The organism is Paenibacillus sp. FSL H3-0286 (genome assembly GCF_045040705.1).
Classification (GTDB): Bacteria; Bacillota; Bacilli; order Paenibacillales; family Paenibacillaceae; genus Paenibacillus_AQ; species Paenibacillus_AQ odorifer.
The window spans coordinates 6,032,001-6,049,183 of the sequence record NZ_CP150285.1; the positions used below are offsets into that span (position 1 = coordinate 6,032,001).

Here is a 17,183-nt window from a genome sequence, read left to right on the forward strand (position 1 = left end):
CCGGTTGGCAGATCAGATGCGGATTTCAAAGCTCCTCTTGCCATTCCACCAGATGGGGCTGCTCATCAAGGATAGATTCGTACTGCTCCAGACTACCCCAGCGCCCCTCTGGATCAAGCTCCAGGTAACGCGAGTATTTTCGCCGAAGCTCCTCAGGGGATATCGCCCAACCATAATGTTTCACACGCAGCTCGGTAAGAAACCCCGGCAATACCGAATAAGAGAGCGGAAGTCTTGGCACATGATGATCCATTTTCGGAAAAAAATAATGAAAGTTCGGCAAATAGCGGACTAGTGTACGGGTATGCTTCGTGTGGATATTCCAATGCTCATCTTCACGGTAATGTGTGGTGCCGCCCCAAAAATCAAATAATCGGAAGGATACCCAGTCATACACATCCTGATCGATGAGTCGCCTCATCTCCCGTTTAGCAGACTCTTCATAGAACTCATCGGCGTCCACAGACAGCAGCCAATCCGGATTCGTAGATACCGCCAGCTCCCACAATGTTTGCCGTAGCTCCCATTCACGGTTAAACAAAGAGCTTTGCAGGGTTACGAGCTTCTTAACTTTGGCAAAAGAGAGACATAACTGAGCCGTATGATCTGTACTTCCATCATCCACGATCACAATATCATCCACGAACTCACTTAATTCCTCCAGCACCTGCTCTAAATACCTTCCGGCTTCGTTCCTAACCTGCATAATAGCGGTCAGACGGTTGCCTGATGTTTTGCGGAGTGGCCCTCTATGACTACTCATCCTCCACTCTCCTTCTCAATCGTCTTACAGCCTCTTCGAGATCTGCCATCTCTGACAAAAGTGGCCATGCCTGATTGTCTTGCCCTCCTGCATTTAAAAAGCTGCGAATGGCCTCGTGCCGCCTGCCATACAGCAAGTGTATGGTGCCTTCCATGGCTTCATCCACATTTTCTTCCTGCTCATGTTGCAGCACTATTGCCTTTTCCCATTGAAAAGTCCGCACATAATTTTGCACCAGCAACGCTTTTGCCTCGGGAGAAGTTAGCGGACTTAAAATTCTTACTGCCGCTGCCTCATCCTCATTCAGGTGGAACAACTCCGCGCGAACCAGTTCATCCTGCCCGGAATGGAGCCAGCCCTCCATCCTTTCTACTGCTTGCTTCTCCTCTGCGGTAAATGCTGTAATCGCAAATTGGCGGACCGCCGTTTCCAAATTCCCTGTCTTGGCTTCTATTGCAGAAAAAAACCGGAAGTGTGAAATAAGGCAATCCAAATATTCATACAGCACCATTAACTCAAAGGATTGCGCCAGATATCGATTCGCTGTGGAGTCCCCAAGCAAATACAAATAAGATGCTGCCAAATAATGTACAACAGGCTGGCTGGGCAGCTTGGCGCACATCGAGGTATAATAATCCGCCCTAAGCTGGAGTTGAATCCTAAACCAGTCCGTAGCAAGGAGGGGCTCCTCCTGCCATAAGTTCTCAATCGCCTTACTCCACAACATCTCATAATCTGTCAGAAAATAAATCCGCTCGCGCTGACATACAACTCCATACGATTCCTGCTGATCCCCGTCGAGATAAATAATATTCTCCCTGCACAAGCTCTGCTCCAAATAGATCCGTTCTGACCGGGTTCCTACTAGATCGGCCTTTGCTCCAAGCAAGCCGCTGTATTTATCCCATAAGACCTTATTTTCTTCTTCCGGACAGCGCTCTAATAAAGCCACTATATATCCCGCTTGCAAAGAAAGAACCTCTGGTAGCCAATAGGGAGAAGAGACCAGAAATGTGTACTCCCTCGCCTTGAGAGTATGAATATCCGCGATCATTACCGGCTTGATCTGGCTGTTAGTCTGCTGCTCAAGAGTCATTCTTCCGGCAAAACAGACCTCTTCCCGCTCGGGCAGAAGATCCAACAGTCTTTTATATTCGTATTCCTCCCAGGAGCCTCTGCTCAGAATTAAATATTTCATGACTGCGCCTCCTTGCCCCTGCTCCTATCTGCCTTCTTCCCCTGCGGTTCGGACAAATCCCCCACATAACCTATAGTTAGTGAAGCTTCAGGGTGAAGCTGCAATTGGTGCGAAGTAGACGCCTTACAGGTAATCACTCCAGGCACATTCCCGCCTTTATGAGCAACTCGCTCTAATGGAAAAACAATTCCCGAAGGGTCCCCCCTAAGCAACCGCCCCACCTCTTCGTCCATATCCGTAGATAAACTAACGATCAGATCCGCGGAACCTTGGGTGATCGCCTTCACTACCCGTTCAACGTAATATTTCTCATACCTGATAGAGTCTGATAAATACACAGTTATCTCACTCTCAAATAATGCAGATGCATTCTTCAAAGCCCGCAGCCAAGCCTCTTGACCACGAACTGCAATCACTACATCCTGTTCATTTACTGGCAAGCCGGAAGCTGTGTTCATCCATCTGTCCTTGATCCAGATCCAGCGAATATTCTTGTAGCTCTGCTGCTCCTGTGTAGCTGCCCATTCCTGCGGAAGATGGTCCCCATTCCCATCCTCTTCACAATAAACAATCGCCGTCACTAATGGCGTTTGCAAGGTTGCCTTACCGAGTGGAATAACAGGTTGTGTTGATTGTAAGAATCCATTCTGCGGTACAAGATGTTCTTCGGCTTCTAAGACATCTTCCAGTGCCCATTTTGTACTATACGCCTGCCAGCCATCCGCAAGTGTTGGTCCGTTCATCCTTCTCTGGCCCCTATCAAGTGAATGTATAGCATGAACATACACAGCATCACTTAGCGCCAGCTTGGCTCCAGACTGCCGCGCTCGAAGACACCAATCGGCAATCATAAGAGACCGCACTTGAAGCGAGGTGTCCAACCCTCCGATACGCTGAAGCAGCTCTTTAGAGAACAGGAGGCAAGAACCCGTTAGTACATCCATCTCTCGCCATTCTCCTTGATGCCGGCCAAGATTGTAGCTTACATGAGCAGCAAACTCATCATAGGTGCCGAAGTGAAGACGTTTCTTCCCTTCCCCTCTTTCGGTTGAAGAGCGAGGGGCCACCACCTTAACTGAAGCGTCATCAAAAGGAACCCACAATAGCTCACTTAGCCAGCCAGGCGATACCATGATCGAATCTTCAAGCAAAACCGCGAAACTGGTTTCGATCTGTGCCAAAGCCTGGTTAGGCATGTACTCCTCCTTTTCATAAGGAAGAAAGAGAATCGGCTGCTCCGGTGAGAACTGTTCCGCTAAAGTTTCCATAGGAAAATCAGGAGTCATCGCCACAGCAATAATGCGCACAGACTCTCCAGAATGGAGCAGCAGCAAGGGTAAGCAAGCTGCGGCACATTCCAGGCGGCTTAGCTCAACTACAAGGGTAAGTCCATCTTTACTCGGCAGTGGAAGTAGTCCCGTGCGCTCCAAGAACCCATACCTTCCCGCCAAGCGTTCCACATTCAGAGATTCTTGCGACATTAGGATTCACGCTCCATTTATTAAAGCTGTTCTACCTATAGTCTATGAGCGCTGAAGCGTGATATCCCCTTAATTTCCTCCGCCCGCGCCTTTGTCTTCTTCCGTATGATCTGCACCCGTACTCGCGGGATCGGTTGCCGCTGGAGACGAGCTGTTATCTTTCTGACTGTTACTGGTGGTATCCTTGCCCTGATCCACTACTCCACTCTTATCCCCGCCTACAGCTGGAGCAGGAATGGCAATTCCCGGAGCACTGCTGCCGTTCGCCCCCACAGGTTGACCTTGATTATCGTAATAATACATAGGTACATCTCCAACAACCATCAGATAAGACACAGGAATTTCTGTATCCACTACCTGCGGCTCCATATCAAAAGGAATGACGACTGCAACCTCTGTCACAATATGAATGTATACCTCGACCAGAATCATATTGATCCCAGCGTTTTGCTGGCGGGTGCTGAGTTCAACCTTAACCGCACCTTGTGGTTCAATCTTGATCGGAATATCGGGTCCATAAGAAGCAATAAGGGGACTGCCCAGCGCTTGCCCCAGCGGAATATATTCTGTTCGATTATGCAATTCCTGCAGCGTAGACTGAATGACCTGTGCCGCTTGCGAAGTAATACGCATATGCTCCGCGTAGTTGAGCATGAACCCTGATATTTTCCCGTTCTTATCCGTCTTCCAATCAATTAGCTCTTCCGCATTCCCTCCATTCGCAACCTGTGAGGTAATCGCCTTATTAATCGATTCCGTAGCGATTTGCTTCACACGTATTTGTGCTAAATGCAGGATGGGCGGTTTCATATGCAGCTCCACATAGCGCAAGGATTGCAGCACCAGCACAAGTATTACTAAGGATGCTATCAGCCAAAATTTACGTCGGCTTCTTGGCTTATGTGTTCTTCCGCCTGCAACCGTTACCTTACTCTCTGGCCGGCTGGATAATCTAAAGCGGCCTTTGCTACGTTTGGCTTCAAAGCGCGTACGCTGCGGCCTAACCGCTGCCCGGCTGGGTTTTGACTTGAATGCGGAGCTTCTCGCTGAGAATCTCCGATTCGTGTCCCCATTTATTTTTGGCAGCCGAAAATGGCCTAGATCAGGTATTCTCAGCCTTCGGTTTCCCCATTTTTTCAATCTGCCCATTGCAACAGTCCCTCCCGCCTTACGCAGAGGTCAAGCCACCTCCACTTAATTTAAGGTATTCGCTAAGAGGACAAAAAAGAAGAACGTTCCCTCCGGCAAACTGCGCCTGAAGTAACGTTCTTCATCCTTTAGATCATGAACTGGGAAGATGATATTAGTGCATTCTGCTCCGCTTATCCTCCTGCAAATGGTCCCAATGACGCCGAATAAAGATGCCAATGAGAATAGCTATAAACACCGCATACCAGGTAAGATAACCATTCCATTCTTCACGCGGAACAATTAGGGTGGATCCGATCGTACCGAATAACCATATATAAGACAAATTACCAAGTACGGTTCCCCATATAAAAGATGAGGCTTTAATCGGTGAAACAGCAGACATGAAATTGATTACATTATTCGGAATAATCGGGATCGTACGCAATAGCACCAGTGTCCAAATCCCATATCGATCCAAGTAACGTTGCCATTTATCATAGCGCTTCAGTTTGCTTCTCCATTTTCGGTCAAACCAGTTATACAGATATCGCCGAATGAGAAAATACATCAGTATTCCGCCCAGATTGCAGGCCAGCCAACTGATCAGCATGCCTCCAATTACGTTAAAAACAGAGACATGCAGCACGATCAAAATTACGAATGGAAAAAATCCTAATATACTCTGCAAAAGTGCGAGCGGGATGGTCACGAATAAAATAGATGGCCCGCTAAGGCCCAGCGTTTGCAGCAGCCAATCAATCCAGGTATTTATGGTCTCTGTCATGAAGCAGTCTCCTCTCTTGACTCCTTGCAGCAGCTGCCTCCTGATTTACTTTGACAAAGCATAAGTCTAAGTGTGTAAACTAGGTATCCATTCTTATTGAAATATAAGCAGGGTACACTAAGAGCTTGTAATACTTTGCTTATATTCCCAAGAAAAACACCCCTTACGGGGTGTTTTATTGAATGAGCTTGCTTATGAAGTGTAATGTGTAAAGAACAGTAGTTAGCGTACAAGTTACATTTTTGTTTCCATTTATTCTTCACATCATAACACAGTTTTTAATCTACTTACAATTCTATACCTGCAACCCAAGCATTCACTTTATCCGGATTGCTTTCCACCCAAGTTTTAGCGGCTTCTTCTGGGGACTTCCCACCCTGAACCTCGATCATTACTTTGGCCATATCTTCTGCTGTCCATTCGAATTGATCCAGGAATTTGTAGACATTGGGCATGTCATCTTTCAGACCTTGGCGAACCATCGTGTGGATCTGTTCATCCGCACCGTAAACCCCTTTTGGATCTTCCAGATATTTCAGATCCATATTGGCGAACATCCAGTGCGGTGTCCAGCCTGTAACAACGATTGGCTCGTTGTTGTCATAAGCCTTTTGCAGTTCCTGAGCCATCGCTGCGGATGAGCTTTCAAGAAGTGTGTAATCGCTAAGATCATATTCCGCGATAGCCTTTTCTGTGGTTGTCATAATGCCGGCACCTGGCTCAATGCCGATAATGCGATTGTTCAGCTTTGCTGCCATATCACTGTTCTTCAAGTCTTCAATAGAGTTAATATCCATATAGGCCGGAACAGCCAAGCCAACCTTAGTTCCATTTAGATTTGCACCCAAATCTTCAATTTTTGCACCGTACTTCTCTAAATAAGCCGCATGGGTGCTTGGCAGCCAAGCTGCAACCATTCCATCCGCACTACCGTCTGCAACCCCAGCCCACATTGGACCAGCATCTACCTGCAGCATTTCAACGGTAGCTCCAAGCTTAGTTTCAAGTACTTCCTTTACTACATAAGTACTCGCAATTTCCGAATCCCATGCTACATATGCTAATTTTACCTTCTCTTTACTTGATGAAGAACATCCAGCAATAACAGCAATCATCATAATAACTAACAGGAATACCCCTATATTTTTCTTCTTCATTTATTTAAAACTCCTATCTTTGTTTTGGTTTTAGTGCGTTCTGTGTCAAACGGTCCAGCAGAATGGCGATAATAACGATCGCAATCCCTGCTTCGAATCCGTCTCCTGTCTTAGCCTGTGATACCGCACGGTATACATAGGCACCCACGCCCTGTGCACCAATCATCGATGAGATAACAACCATTGACAGTGACAACATAATGGTCTGGTTCACACCTGCCATAATTGTTGGTAAAGCGATTGGAAGCTGCAATTTAACTAATTTCTGAGTAGGTGTCGATCCGAAAGCATCTGCTGCCTCCACCAGTTCCTCCGAAACCTGACGAATTCCGAGATTGGTCAAGCGAATCGTTGGCGGAATTGCAAAAATAATCGAAGCAATAACCCCTGGAACTACGCCCAATGAGAAAAAGGATACTGCTGGCAATAAATATACAAAAGCCGGCATCGTCTGCATAAAGTCCAAAATAGGCGTAACTATATTTCTAACGGTATTTCTCTGCGCACATAAAATACCAATCGGCACACCAATTACTACAGCCAATATCGAGGCGGTTAGAACAAGGGCCAAGGACTGCATAGAAGGTCCCCATAATCCAAGATTATCAATCAGAAGCAGCCCAATGACCGCAAATAGTGCCATGCGCCATTTACCGATCCAATAAGACAAAGCTGCAATAAGCACGATAAGTACTAATGCTGGCAGGAAGGTAAGTGCATTTTCAATGCCAGCCACCATACCACCGATAATCGAATGGATGAAGTCAAACAGGGGCCCACAATAAGTCGTCAGCCAATTTTCCAACCACTCGAGTGCCTTTCCCAAAGGCAGTTTAGGAATGTCCATTATAATCCTCCTTCCGGTACCGCGTTGCCGGCGAGTGCGGAAAGAACGGCTCCTTTAATCACAATACCCTTCAATTTATCCGCTTCATCTACGACGGCTACAGGCAAATGTGTCTCAGATATTAATTCAAAGAAATCATTGAGTAGCGTTTCCGGTTGAACACGTGGGATTTCTCTCCGCGTTACTTCCAGAATAGATTTATTATCATTCAGTGCCTTAAGGGCATCCTCAGCTGTAATAACACCCAGAAGCTTATTTTCCTTGTCCACTACATACAGACTGAATATACCACTGTCACGCATTAATTGAAGCGCTACCCGAGGCCCGCGTTCAGGTCTGACTGTTTCCGGCTGACGCATTACATGAGCTGCAGTCAACACCTTGGACAAGTCCACATCCTCCACGAATCGCTCTACATATTTATTGGCAGGTTGGATGAGGATTTCTTCCGGTGTACCAATTTGCACAATGACTCCGTCCTTCATCAGTGCGATCCGATCTCCAATCCGCAAAGCTTCGTCTAGATCATGAGTGATAAACACGATGGTCTTCTTCACTCTGGCCTGTAATTCCAGCAGCTCTTGCTGCATGTCTTTACGAATAAGCGGATCCAGTGCACTAAATGCCTCATCCATAAGCAGGATATCCGGGTCGTTAGCAAGGCCCCGTGCCAGTCCAACACGCTGCTGCATCCCTCCACTGAGTTGATCAGGATGATGATTCTCCCAACCTTTCAGACCTACCAGATGCAAGGCTTCTGTTGCCAGTTCAGTTCTTTTCTTTTTATCTACGCCCTGAACTTCAAGCCCGTATGCTGCATTCTCCAGTACGCTTCGATGTGGAAATAATGCGAACTTCTGAAACACCATGCCGATATTCTTCCGTCTGAATTGGCGCAGCTGCTCCGGATTCATTTTCACAACATCTTTCCCTTTAAAAAGAACTTGCCCCCCTGTAGGCTCAATCAAGCGGTTCAACAAACGAACCAGCGTCGACTTACCGCTGCCGGACAAACCCATAATGACGAATATTTCTCCTTCTTCAATGCTGAATTCGGCTTTGTTGACTCCGACTGTCAACTTCAATTCCTGAGCAATTTTTTCCTTCGACATCCCTTGCTCTAATAAAGGAATCGCGCGCCCCGCATCATGACCGAATACTTTGGTTAGTTGTTTCACCTCTATAATAGCCATGCCGTCCTCCTTCTCCCGAAATGTTATCCGGGTTTAGTTCACTTATAGTAGTTTACCGGACTATTGAAAATTCATGCAAACACCATATACGGATAAAATTTAGTGTACAGTTTTAACTTTATGAACTTTATGTATGGAATACTCTGTTTTACGCCAAATTCCTTTCTTCATGAATTCTTTACTTATGGAGGGGGATTTGATTACAATACATTGTATAAGGTTGCAGTCTATCGACCTATTCCTCAGGAGGGACATCATGAACGATTTAGAAGGGCTTACGCCCGAACAAATAGAGAAGATTAGTAAAGCCCGTGAACGTGTGATCGATTCTATCGGCAAAAACATGGATCTGTATGGCATTACCTTGTCTATTGGACATTTATACGGTTATATGTACTTCAATCAAGGTCCAGTGACACTGGATGAACTCAGTAAAACAATGGGAATGAGTAAAACGTCCATGAGTACGGGAGTCCGTACCCTTCTAGATCTGAAAATGATCGACAAAGTATGGGGGAGAGGGACGCGCAAAGACTTGTTCACCACTGTGCCTGACTGGCATCAGAACTTCAGTGATTACTTCTCTATTAAATGGAGAAAAGCCGTCGAAGGTAATATGATCTCACTAGCGAAATCACTTGCAGAAATTAACGATATGAAAAAAGAGTATAGTGACGATAGTAAACTTATGCAGCTCTTAAATACAGATGAAGAAAAAATAACTGAATCCATTAACTACTACCGCTGGTTGCTGAAACTAATAGAATCTTTTGAGAGTGGCAAAATTTTTGAATTTATCCCTAAAGAAACTTAAGTCAAACCCACAAAAAACACACAAAAAAACGACAGTGCTCCTGTAAAAAGGAAAACACTGCCGTTTTTTCTCGTTTACCCTTCGATCAAGCTTACATCATCTAAATAAATTGTACTGCCCGCGCTAATTTCACTATTCGTCTCCGTACTATTCCCATCTATAAGCCCTAGCAAAAACACCAGATGAACACCAGCGTCTGTTGCCCCATTCATGGTAAAAGTGTAGCTGTATTCGTCCATATTCTGGGTCAAGGCTACAAGCTCAGCTTCCATATATTTGGTGTAGTCCCCGCCCTTATGCTCCACAGCTACCTGAATATTGCGGTTTACTGTAGAACGAGCTTTAAACTTCAAGGTGTACGTCTTTCCCTGAACGAGCTTGAGATTTTCGTAATCCACCTGTGCGCTATAAGGGGCTTGCCCGGTACCTGTTAAGTTGATAGCAAATTCCCCCTCTTGAACAGAAGCAGTTCCGATTCCGTCAAAATACTGGCTCCAGCCCGTTGCATCTACATCGAAGGTTCCATTATCCAGGGTACCGCTTGGCGGTGTTACTGGTGGACCCCCTTGTACCTCCCTGACCACAATATCGTCAAAAGAAATCGTATGCGGTGTACTGTTAGCCGCAGGATCAGCGCCCAGCGTTTTGCCGATCAGATAATTAAGCTTCAGCGGGTTGCTGTTCGACACCGTAAATTGTGCTGTATAAGTAGCCCAATCCGCATGAATATCAAACTTAGCTTGCGCGGAAGCAGCTGAAGTATTGGAGTATTCTAACACAATTTGGCGCGGAACCGTTGATTTTGCTTTGAAGCTCACCTCATATGTTTTTCCGCCCTCCAGTGGAATACCCTCTTGGAAAAATTGTGTATGCCACGCTTCCCATCCGGCCGACGTAATCAGGATTTCAGCTACGCCATCCTTCACATTAAACGCGGAGACGCCACCTTCTCCGGACCATGTAGTCCAGCCCGTCTTATCGCTGCCAAACGAACCATTGATGACTAGATTGTTATCATTAGCTAGAATAGTCTGCGCGACAGTTGCAGTAACATAATGTTCAGCCTCAACAGTAATGGTATAACTTCCTTCTGCCGGAAATACTGCTGCTTCAATTGTGATTTTTCCCGGTTCAATAGTGTACTGCTCTGCATTAAGTGTTGTACCGTTAACCTTTACCGCCATGATTTGATTCCGCCAATTTGCATTGTCGATAAAAGTAAGCTCAATCGGCTGCGAAACTCTGTTATTACTGCTGTCGCTCAGCAGCTCCTGCGGTTTGGCCGGTGCATTTTTGATCTCAAATTTCACATTGTCAATGATAATATCATGGTTTTGAGGAATACTAATCCCCTCAACCTTCCCAAGCAGGAATTTAAGAGACAATGTATCCTTGCTGCCTTGCCGGAATTCGAATCTGTAATGATTCGTCTCCGGCGTTACCTCCAGAATATTGCTGAACGAGGCCTGATACGTACCATTTTCTACGTTCACCCCGATTTTGCGGATTACGGTTGAACTGGCATCAAATTCAACCACATAATCCATTCCAGCAGCAGCTTTCAAGTTGTTCTGAAACAACATTACAGAATAAGCCTGACTGCCGGTATTCGTAATGCTAAATTTCGCTGCTCCATCTGCAACCGTAGCGCTGCTCTGACCACCCTGCTCTGTCAACAGGCGGTCCCAGGCGCTAAACCCAAAGTTAAATTCACCATTCAGGAGCGGGTAATATATTAGCGATGGATCAAAATAGAAGCTAGTACGTATCATCTGGAAGTTATCCAGAACGACTGTATCCGCTGCCCCGTTTAACAATAATACGAATTGTCCTTCATGATCGGTTGCACCTCTAAGATTGATAAAGGTGGCTTTAATTTTTTGCTCACCTTCGCTTAAGCTAACCGGTTGTTCTGCCTGTACACTGCCGTCTTTTCCTAGTAGTTGGACCGTTCCTGTGCGTGCAGAGGATACTGAAGCATTGAAGGTAACCTCGTAGTCCTGCCCTTGAATGAGCTGAATTCCCTTCTGAAGTAACCGAACCTCACCATTTTCACTGCCGCCAATCTGTAGCTTTAACTGGCCATTGTCATTAACGCTTGATTCTACCGTGACACCACCAGCTGCTTCCGTATGCCAATAACTCATCCGATTGGGTTCGCCAATATCGAAAGTACCATTGTACAGATGATTACCGTTGGCCAGCGGTTCCTTCACACTATCATGCGGGAATTGAATATTCTCAATCTCTTCTAATCTGACATTACCAAACCATACCGGTGAAGTATTGGTACCCACGTTGAACTCGACGCGTGCAGCAATATCTGAGTTCTCCTTCATTTGAAACATCGTTTCGTAATGCGTCATCGCTGAAGTTAGATCTACCTTAAACGATGGAGAATACGCTGCAAATCCACGAGATTCTCCACCTGTTAACCGAACGCTCATACTGCGGGACATATCGGTTTTGGCATCGAAGCTGAGTTTATAGAACCTGCCTTTAGCTATAGATACGATAGCTTGGGGTTGAATCGAATAAAAATTCCCGCCGCCACTGCTGATATCTACCTTCACATAATTGCGCTCCCCAATAGGAACGGTAGAAACCGTAGCTTCAGCCCCTGCTTCTTTATAAAGTGCCCAATGTGCGGTATTTGGGATTCCCATACCGTCATCCCCCGGCACCTGCTCCGAATAATTGTTGTTATAGACCATGTTGCCGTCTGCCAGTGCAAGCTTGGAGCCTTCTGGATAGGCTTCCTTCTCCAGTGTAACTGGAATAGGCTCGCGGTACTCACGACCTGTCAGCTCGTAGACTCTAACGTAATCAATCTCCATCGATTTTGGAAATACGGTTTCGCTAGTCGGATCACCATCAAAGTTACCGCCTACGGCCAGATTCATCAGCAAATGGAACTTCTGATTAAACGGCGCTGGATACACATTATTGGCAGGCTGCCCATTGCTGATGCTGTACCAGTCATTTTTGGTCGAATATAATTCACCATCCACATACCAGCGAATTTCGCCCGGCTCCCACTCAATAGAGTACGTATGGAACTGCTCAATCGTAGCGTTATCCGGAAATACATACTCTTTGCCGGAGTATACATTGTTCGGCGCCATACCGCCGTAATGAATCGTCCCCGCTACCGTGTCTGGACGACTGCCCCAGCCTTCCATAATATCAAGCTCACCGGAAGCAGCCCAAGTCCCGTACACATCGTTCTCCGGCAGCATCCAGATCGCCGGCCAGTACCCTTTTCCAGTAGGTGCTTTGGCCCGAATTTCAAATTTCCCATATTTCTTACTAAACAACCCTTTAGTCTTAATCCGTGTAGAAGTATATTGTTTGCCGGCTTTTTCTTCTTTGTGGGCCGTAATGATCAGGTTACCGTCCTGTTCCTTTACATTCTTCTCATCGTTGGTATACCACTGCTTCTCATTGTTTCCCCAACCTGGATTGTTGTATTGCGATCCATCTCCAAGGTCATAGGTCCACTTTGTGGCATCAATGTCTCCATCATCAAACTCATCCCCCCACACCAGTGTCCACGGATCAGTGGTTGGTGTTGGTGTTGGTGTTGGTGTTGGTGTTGGTGTTGGTGTTGGTGTTGGTGTTGGTGTTGGTGTTGGTGTCGGTGTGGCTGTTGGTGTCGGTGTGGCTGTTGGTGTCGGTGTTAGTGTCGGTGTTGATGTTGGTGTCGGTGTGGCTGTTGGTGTCGGTGTCGGTGTGGCTGTTGGTGTTGGTGTTGGTGTTGGTGTTGGTGTGGCTGTTGGTGTTGGTGTTGGTGTTGGTGTTGGTGTTGGTGTTTCGATTGGCGTAGCAGTTGCCGTAGGTGTCGCCGTTGCTTCAGGTGTGGAGTTTGGTGTCGATATTGGACCTACATTCCCCGAACTGCTTGGCGCTGAGCTTGCTATTGGCAATGTTGTTTTGCCAGTGTTTCCTTTTTTAATGCTACACCGCCAATCGTTACTCCATCGGCTTTGTTATCTATTGTGGTTACGCTTCCGCTGCCTTGAACTGTTGTACCTCCAGCGCTCGCAGATAGGATTAGTGCCGCCACTTGTGAATTGTTCTCCAATGTTAATTGGGCCGGACTTCCCAGAATAAGGCTGCCGACAGTTCCAAGGATTCTTAACAAAGAACCGCTGACTGCTGAGTCTGCCGAACGAACCGCTGCAAATGTTCCGCGAAGCGAAATATTGTGAGGAACGACATCCATCTCAACATCCCCAAACCCTGCCCCGGTAAGATCGCTGCTTTCTTCCAAGATTGCCCCAGATAGCAGATGCACAGTACCCACAGCTGTTGACCCGCTGGCATAAACCCGAACCTTACCATTAGGCTTGGCTACTTGAAGCAGTCCAAGAGAAGTATGGTGTAAGCCGATACTTTGCTCGCCGCCTCCCCGTACAAAAGTAGTCCCTGTTACCTTTACACCTTCAAGCTTTGCATTCCCTTCAGCTATCCCCTCGGTTAGATAAAGATTACCTTGGATGACCGTGTCTTTAAGAATCACGTCAGCCCGATTAATGACTACATTGCCCTTTACTGTTCCTAGTGAAGTCTCTCCTGATTTCAGGAGGAGTCCCGAAACCATTCGATCAGCCAACTGAGCTAACTCTGCACGGGTGATCCCACCATCTGGCTTAAACAAACCTCCAGGATATCCTTTTACAAAACCTGCACTCGATAGAACAGCTATTGCTTTTGCGGTTTCATCGCTGACTCCGTTCAGATCGGTGAATGCTGCTGTACTGCTTTTGTCTGCATTGAAACGAAACACTTTCTCCAATGCTAACGCCGCCTCAGCGCGCGAAAGTGCTTTTGAAGGATAAATATTGTTCTTCTGATCACTGCTTAAATATCCAGCTGCAATCCCTTTGGCTATATCATTTTTATACCAGTCTGTAGCCTGGACATCAGCGGGAACCTTATCCGATTGCTCCTGATAATTAAATATACGATTCATAATAGCTGCGAATTCTGCCTTCGTGACTTCCTTACCCGGACGAAACGACCCGTCGTCATATCCGCTTATGATCCCATTTGCGCTCCAACGCTGTAATGGGCCTGCGGCCCAATGACTTGGAGATACATTGGTAAACGCTTTCAATCCATTGATTGGTTCATTTTCCACTTTCGTTGCCGCTGAATCAGGTGAGTTTTCCTTTAACGCCTCTGCCGCTGAAGCATTCATGCTCCCAACCGGTGATAGCAGCCCGGTGACAAGGAGCATAGCAGCAAGTGCTGCTGTGAAATTCCTTTTCATCCTAAACATCACTCCTCGAATTTCGTAATATTCGTAATTCAAGCGAAAAATCGAAATCGGTTTCGACAATGCTATTGTTGCTTAGTTTTCTATTTTTGTAAAGATGTAATTTTGAATTTTTTTACATAGATTATTTTGGAATAAATCTGCATAGTGAAATATATATTTGACTTGTTTCGGCAATAATAATAGACTGAAAATAATTGAATTTTCATTCACCCTATTCATAATAACTCGCAAATAACCGCTCTAGAACAGTCTTTTTCTCAAATTTCAACTATTTAGCGGAGGGTGGCTTTATTAACTATGAATATCAAAATGATTGCCGAAATGGCCGGCGTTTCTGTCTCGACTGTTTCGAAAATTATGAACAATTACAGCGATGTTTCCGAAAAAACCAAGCAAAGAGTTTTGGAGATCATCGAACAAACCGGATATTCACCTTCCAACTCCGCCAAGACACTCGCAACTAAGAAGTCGAATCTGATCGGGGTTATTTTTGCTGGCGAGCTTAATGTCGAATTTACCCATCCCTTTTTCGTAGAAGTGCTAAATTCCTTTAAAAAGCAGATGGGCGTTCTGGGCTACGATCTCATTTTCTTTTCCAACGAGAAATTCATCAGCAGCGGCGATTATTTCGCTCGATCTGTTCATTTTAATGTGGATGGATGTGTCATTATTTCCGGGCAAAAGATGGAGCCTACCATCCGCGATCTGGATATGAGCAGTATTCCTTGTATCGGGGTCGACCTTGAGCTAAAGGGCAAAAAATCTGGCTTTGTGATGTCAGATAACTTTCAGGTTTCTTCCAAGGTCGTGGAGCATTTTTATCTACTTGGCTATAGAGAGCTTGGATTTATCGGAAGTGCAGCGGATTCAGATATTTCTAACTTGCGGGAATCTGGATATGTCAAAGCTATTGAAAGCTTCGGCCTCACTTTGAACCGTCAGTGGTTTGTTCATGGCGACGATTTCTTTGAGCCCAGCGGTTATACGGCTATGCAGCAATTAATTCAAGCCGGAAATTTACCAAAAGCCATTTTTGCGGCTTCTGATTTGCTGGCTCTGGGAGCCATCCGGGCTTTGAAAGAACACGGCCTCAGCGTTCCTGAAGATATTGCAATTATCGGTTGTGACGACATTGAAGCCTGTAAATATACCAGTCCAAAACTGTCGACCATCCGCCAGAACAAAGAACGGCTTGGCATCCTCGCTGCTCATATGCTCTATGACTTGATTAACAATCAGTCTGGCGGTGGATCGTTTGTAGTGGAGCCTGTGCTTATTGTACGTGAATCCTGTGGCAGTCAATTAAATACTCAGTAATCAAAAAAAGACAACAGCCAATGTAAGCGGGTTTCCGCAAACGGCGTTGTCTTTTTTTGATTAACCGAAACGTTTCGTTATAAACATTCATTGGACATCAACTCGCCAAATTCTACCTCTTAATATGGAGTAGGTATCCCTACCTGATGATCCAAATTCAACTCAATCAATTGTCCAGCCTGGGTCAATCCGGCACCAAAACCATACATCAGGATCTTTTGTCCATTTTGTACTTTACCCTCGCGGATGCCCAAATCGAGTGCTAAAGGAATCGTGGCAGCAGAAGTATTGCCGAAATTCACAAGACTGTGCAACACCTGCTCCAGCGGATAATTTAATCGCTCGCATATTGGCTCAATCATGCGCATATTAGCGCTGTGTGGAATAAACCAGTCTACTTCCTCCAGAGTTACCTCCGCTTTTTCAAGCAGCTGTTGCACACCTAAAGGAACCGTTCTGACCGCCCAGCGAAACACTTCACGTCCGTTCTGTACCAGCATTTGTGTATCTACCAGCTCAATATTGTTTACAGTATGGGCAAGCCCCGTACGGTACACATGATGTGCCCCACCGCCATCACTTGCCAGCTGGAAGCCCAAAAATCCCGTCGACTGCTCATCACTTTCCACAAGTACAGCTCCCGCTCCGTCCCCAAAAAGAATACATGTACTGCGGTCAGTATAATCCGTAATCTTGGAGATCGTATCCGCACCAATAACCAGTACCTTACGATGCATTCCTGAAGCCACATAACTGTGAGCAGTATGCAGTGCATAGACAAAACCCGCGCATGCTGCGCTCAAATCCATAGCACCCGCAGTCTGTGGAATGTTAAAACGATTTTGAATCAAAGAAGCTACTGAGGGAAAGGAAAAGTCAGGTGTGCTCGTAGCTACCAGGACCATATCGACATCCTGAACGCTTTTTCCATAACGAGTCATAAGATCCTGCACAGCTGCTGCACATAAATCACTTGTATACTCATCCTGCCTACTAATTCGGCGCTCACGGATTCCGGTCCGTTGTACAATCCATTCATTATTTGTATCTACGATCTGCTCCAGATCGGCATTAGTCAGTCTTTTGGCTGGGACATAGGTTCCGATAGCGGTAATTTTTGCACCTGTCATTCCAATCACCTCTTCATTTAGTATCTGATATTAGTACTTGGTACTAATTATAACTCTGTGCCTGCTAAAAAGTAAAGAAGGCCG

General features: G+C 46.0%; 13 protein-coding genes. 2 read left to right on the top strand and 11 right to left on the bottom strand.

All coding sequences use genetic code 11. The features are described 5' to 3' along the window. Positions 1-25 precede the first annotated feature (25 nt). The 8 genes from MHB37_RS26910 to MHB37_RS26945 all read right to left on the bottom strand — a co-directional run bounded on the left by MHB37_RS26910 (position 26) and on the right by MHB37_RS26945 (position 8,554). Entirely contained in the window at positions 26-763 is a 738-nt protein-coding gene (locus tag MHB37_RS26910) for a glycosyltransferase (RefSeq protein ID WP_076193397.1), read from the bottom strand. Continuing rightward, entirely contained in the window at positions 756-1,961 is a 1,206-nt protein-coding gene (locus MHB37_RS26915; RefSeq protein WP_076184780.1) for a hypothetical protein, read from the bottom strand. Before MHB37_RS26915 ends, MHB37_RS26910 begins: the two co-directional genes overlap by 8 nt. Further along, positions 1,958-3,442, bottom strand: coding sequence for a hypothetical protein (locus tag MHB37_RS26920; RefSeq protein ID WP_405168701.1), 1,485 nt, complete (start codon positions 3,440-3,442; stop codon positions 1,958-1,960). Before MHB37_RS26920 ends, MHB37_RS26915 begins: the two co-directional genes overlap by 4 nt. A 69-nt stretch (positions 3,443-3,511) precedes the next feature. Further along, on the bottom strand, positions 3,512-4,591 hold the full coding sequence (gene yunB, locus MHB37_RS26925) for a sporulation protein YunB (RefSeq protein ID WP_076184782.1): 1,080 nt from the start codon (positions 4,589-4,591) through the stop codon (positions 3,512-3,514). A 154-nt stretch (positions 4,592-4,745) separates the two neighbouring features. After that, positions 4,746-5,357: a TVP38/TMEM64 family protein gene (locus tag MHB37_RS26930; protein ID WP_076099392.1), complete on the bottom strand. Its 612-nt coding sequence runs from the start codon at positions 5,355-5,357 to the stop codon at positions 4,746-4,748. 287 nt (positions 5,358-5,644) lie between these two features. Beyond that, positions 5,645-6,514, bottom strand: a complete 870-nt coding sequence (locus MHB37_RS26935; protein WP_038573223.1) for a glycine betaine ABC transporter substrate-binding protein — start codon at positions 6,512-6,514, stop codon at positions 5,645-5,647. Positions 6,515-6,527: 13 nt separating this feature from the next. Further along, entirely contained in the window at positions 6,528-7,361 is an 834-nt protein-coding gene (locus MHB37_RS26940) for a proline/glycine betaine ABC transporter permease (protein ID WP_076099393.1), read from the bottom strand. After that, a complete protein-coding gene (locus MHB37_RS26945) occupies positions 7,361-8,554 on the bottom strand; it encodes a glycine betaine/L-proline ABC transporter ATP-binding protein (protein WP_405168702.1) in 1,194 nt (397 codons plus the stop codon). Before MHB37_RS26945 ends, MHB37_RS26940 begins: the two co-directional genes overlap by 1 nt. A 256-nt stretch (positions 8,555-8,810) precedes the next feature. Between MHB37_RS26945 and MHB37_RS26950 the strand changes: the two genes are divergently transcribed. Next, positions 8,811-9,368, top strand: coding sequence for a GbsR/MarR family transcriptional regulator (locus MHB37_RS26950; protein WP_036685364.1), 558 nt, complete (start codon positions 8,811-8,813; stop codon positions 9,366-9,368). A 74-nt stretch (positions 9,369-9,442) separates the two neighbouring features. On the opposite strand, the gene MHB37_RS26955 is transcribed toward MHB37_RS26950, so the two are convergent. Both MHB37_RS26955 and MHB37_RS26960 read right to left on the bottom strand, forming a co-directional pair. Further along, entirely contained in the window at positions 9,443-13,294 is a 3,852-nt protein-coding gene (locus tag MHB37_RS26955) for a carbohydrate binding domain-containing protein (RefSeq protein WP_405168703.1), read from the bottom strand. After that, positions 13,285-14,643: an S-layer homology domain-containing protein gene (locus MHB37_RS26960; protein ID WP_405168704.1), complete on the bottom strand. Its 1,359-nt coding sequence runs from the start codon at positions 14,641-14,643 to the stop codon at positions 13,285-13,287. The genes MHB37_RS26955 and MHB37_RS26960 overlap by 10 nt, the downstream gene beginning before the upstream one ends. Before the next feature lie 306 nt (positions 14,644-14,949). On the opposite strand from MHB37_RS26960, the gene MHB37_RS26965 reads away from it, so the two are divergent. Beyond that, positions 14,950-15,969 carry a LacI family DNA-binding transcriptional regulator gene (locus MHB37_RS26965; RefSeq protein ID WP_076128026.1) on the top strand — a complete coding sequence of 340 codons (1,020 nt, stop codon included), beginning with the start codon at positions 14,950-14,952 and terminating at the stop codon, positions 15,967-15,969. A gap of 119 nt (positions 15,970-16,088) precedes the next feature. Here MHB37_RS26965 and MHB37_RS26970 read toward each other — a convergent pair whose 3' ends face one another. Beyond that, a complete protein-coding gene (locus MHB37_RS26970) occupies positions 16,089-17,099 on the bottom strand; it encodes a ketoacyl-ACP synthase III (protein ID WP_076128027.1) in 1,011 nt (336 codons plus the stop codon). Positions 17,100-17,183: the final 84 nt, after the last annotated feature.

Coding starts and splice junctions, on each gene's coding strand:
- MHB37_RS26940 (WP_076099393.1), bottom strand. CDS start 7,361: ATGGACATTCCTAAACTGCCTTTGGGAAAGGCACTCGAGTGGTTGGAA.
- MHB37_RS26950 (WP_036685364.1), top strand. CDS start 8,811: ATGAACGATTTAGAAGGGCTTACGCCCGAACAAATAGAGAAGATTAGT.
- MHB37_RS26910 (WP_076193397.1), bottom strand. CDS start 763: ATGAGTAGTCATAGAGGGCCACTCCGCAAAACATCAGGCAACCGTCTG.
- MHB37_RS26960 (WP_405168704.1), bottom strand. CDS start 14,643: ATGAAAAGGAATTTCACAGCAGCACTTGCTGCTATGCTCCTTGTCACC.
- MHB37_RS26965 (WP_076128026.1), top strand. CDS start 14,950: ATGAATATCAAAATGATTGCCGAAATGGCCGGCGTTTCTGTCTCGACT.
- MHB37_RS26970 (WP_076128027.1), bottom strand. CDS start 17,099: ATGACAGGTGCAAAAATTACCGCTATCGGAACCTATGTCCCAGCCAAA.
- MHB37_RS26930 (WP_076099392.1), bottom strand. CDS start 5,357: ATGACAGAGACCATAAATACCTGGATTGATTGGCTGCTGCAAACGCTG.
- MHB37_RS26935 (WP_038573223.1), bottom strand. CDS start 6,514: ATGAAGAAGAAAAATATAGGGGTATTCCTGTTAGTTATTATGATGATT.
- yunB (WP_076184782.1), bottom strand. CDS start 4,591: ATGGGCAGATTGAAAAAATGGGGAAACCGAAGGCTGAGAATACCTGAT.
- MHB37_RS26945 (WP_405168702.1), bottom strand. CDS start 8,554: ATGGCTATTATAGAGGTGAAACAACTAACCAAAGTATTCGGTCATGAT.
- MHB37_RS26915 (WP_076184780.1), bottom strand. CDS start 1,961: ATGAAATATTTAATTCTGAGCAGAGGCTCCTGGGAGGAATACGAATAT.
- MHB37_RS26920 (WP_405168701.1), bottom strand. CDS start 3,442: ATGTCGCAAGAATCTCTGAATGTGGAACGCTTGGCGGGAAGGTATGGG.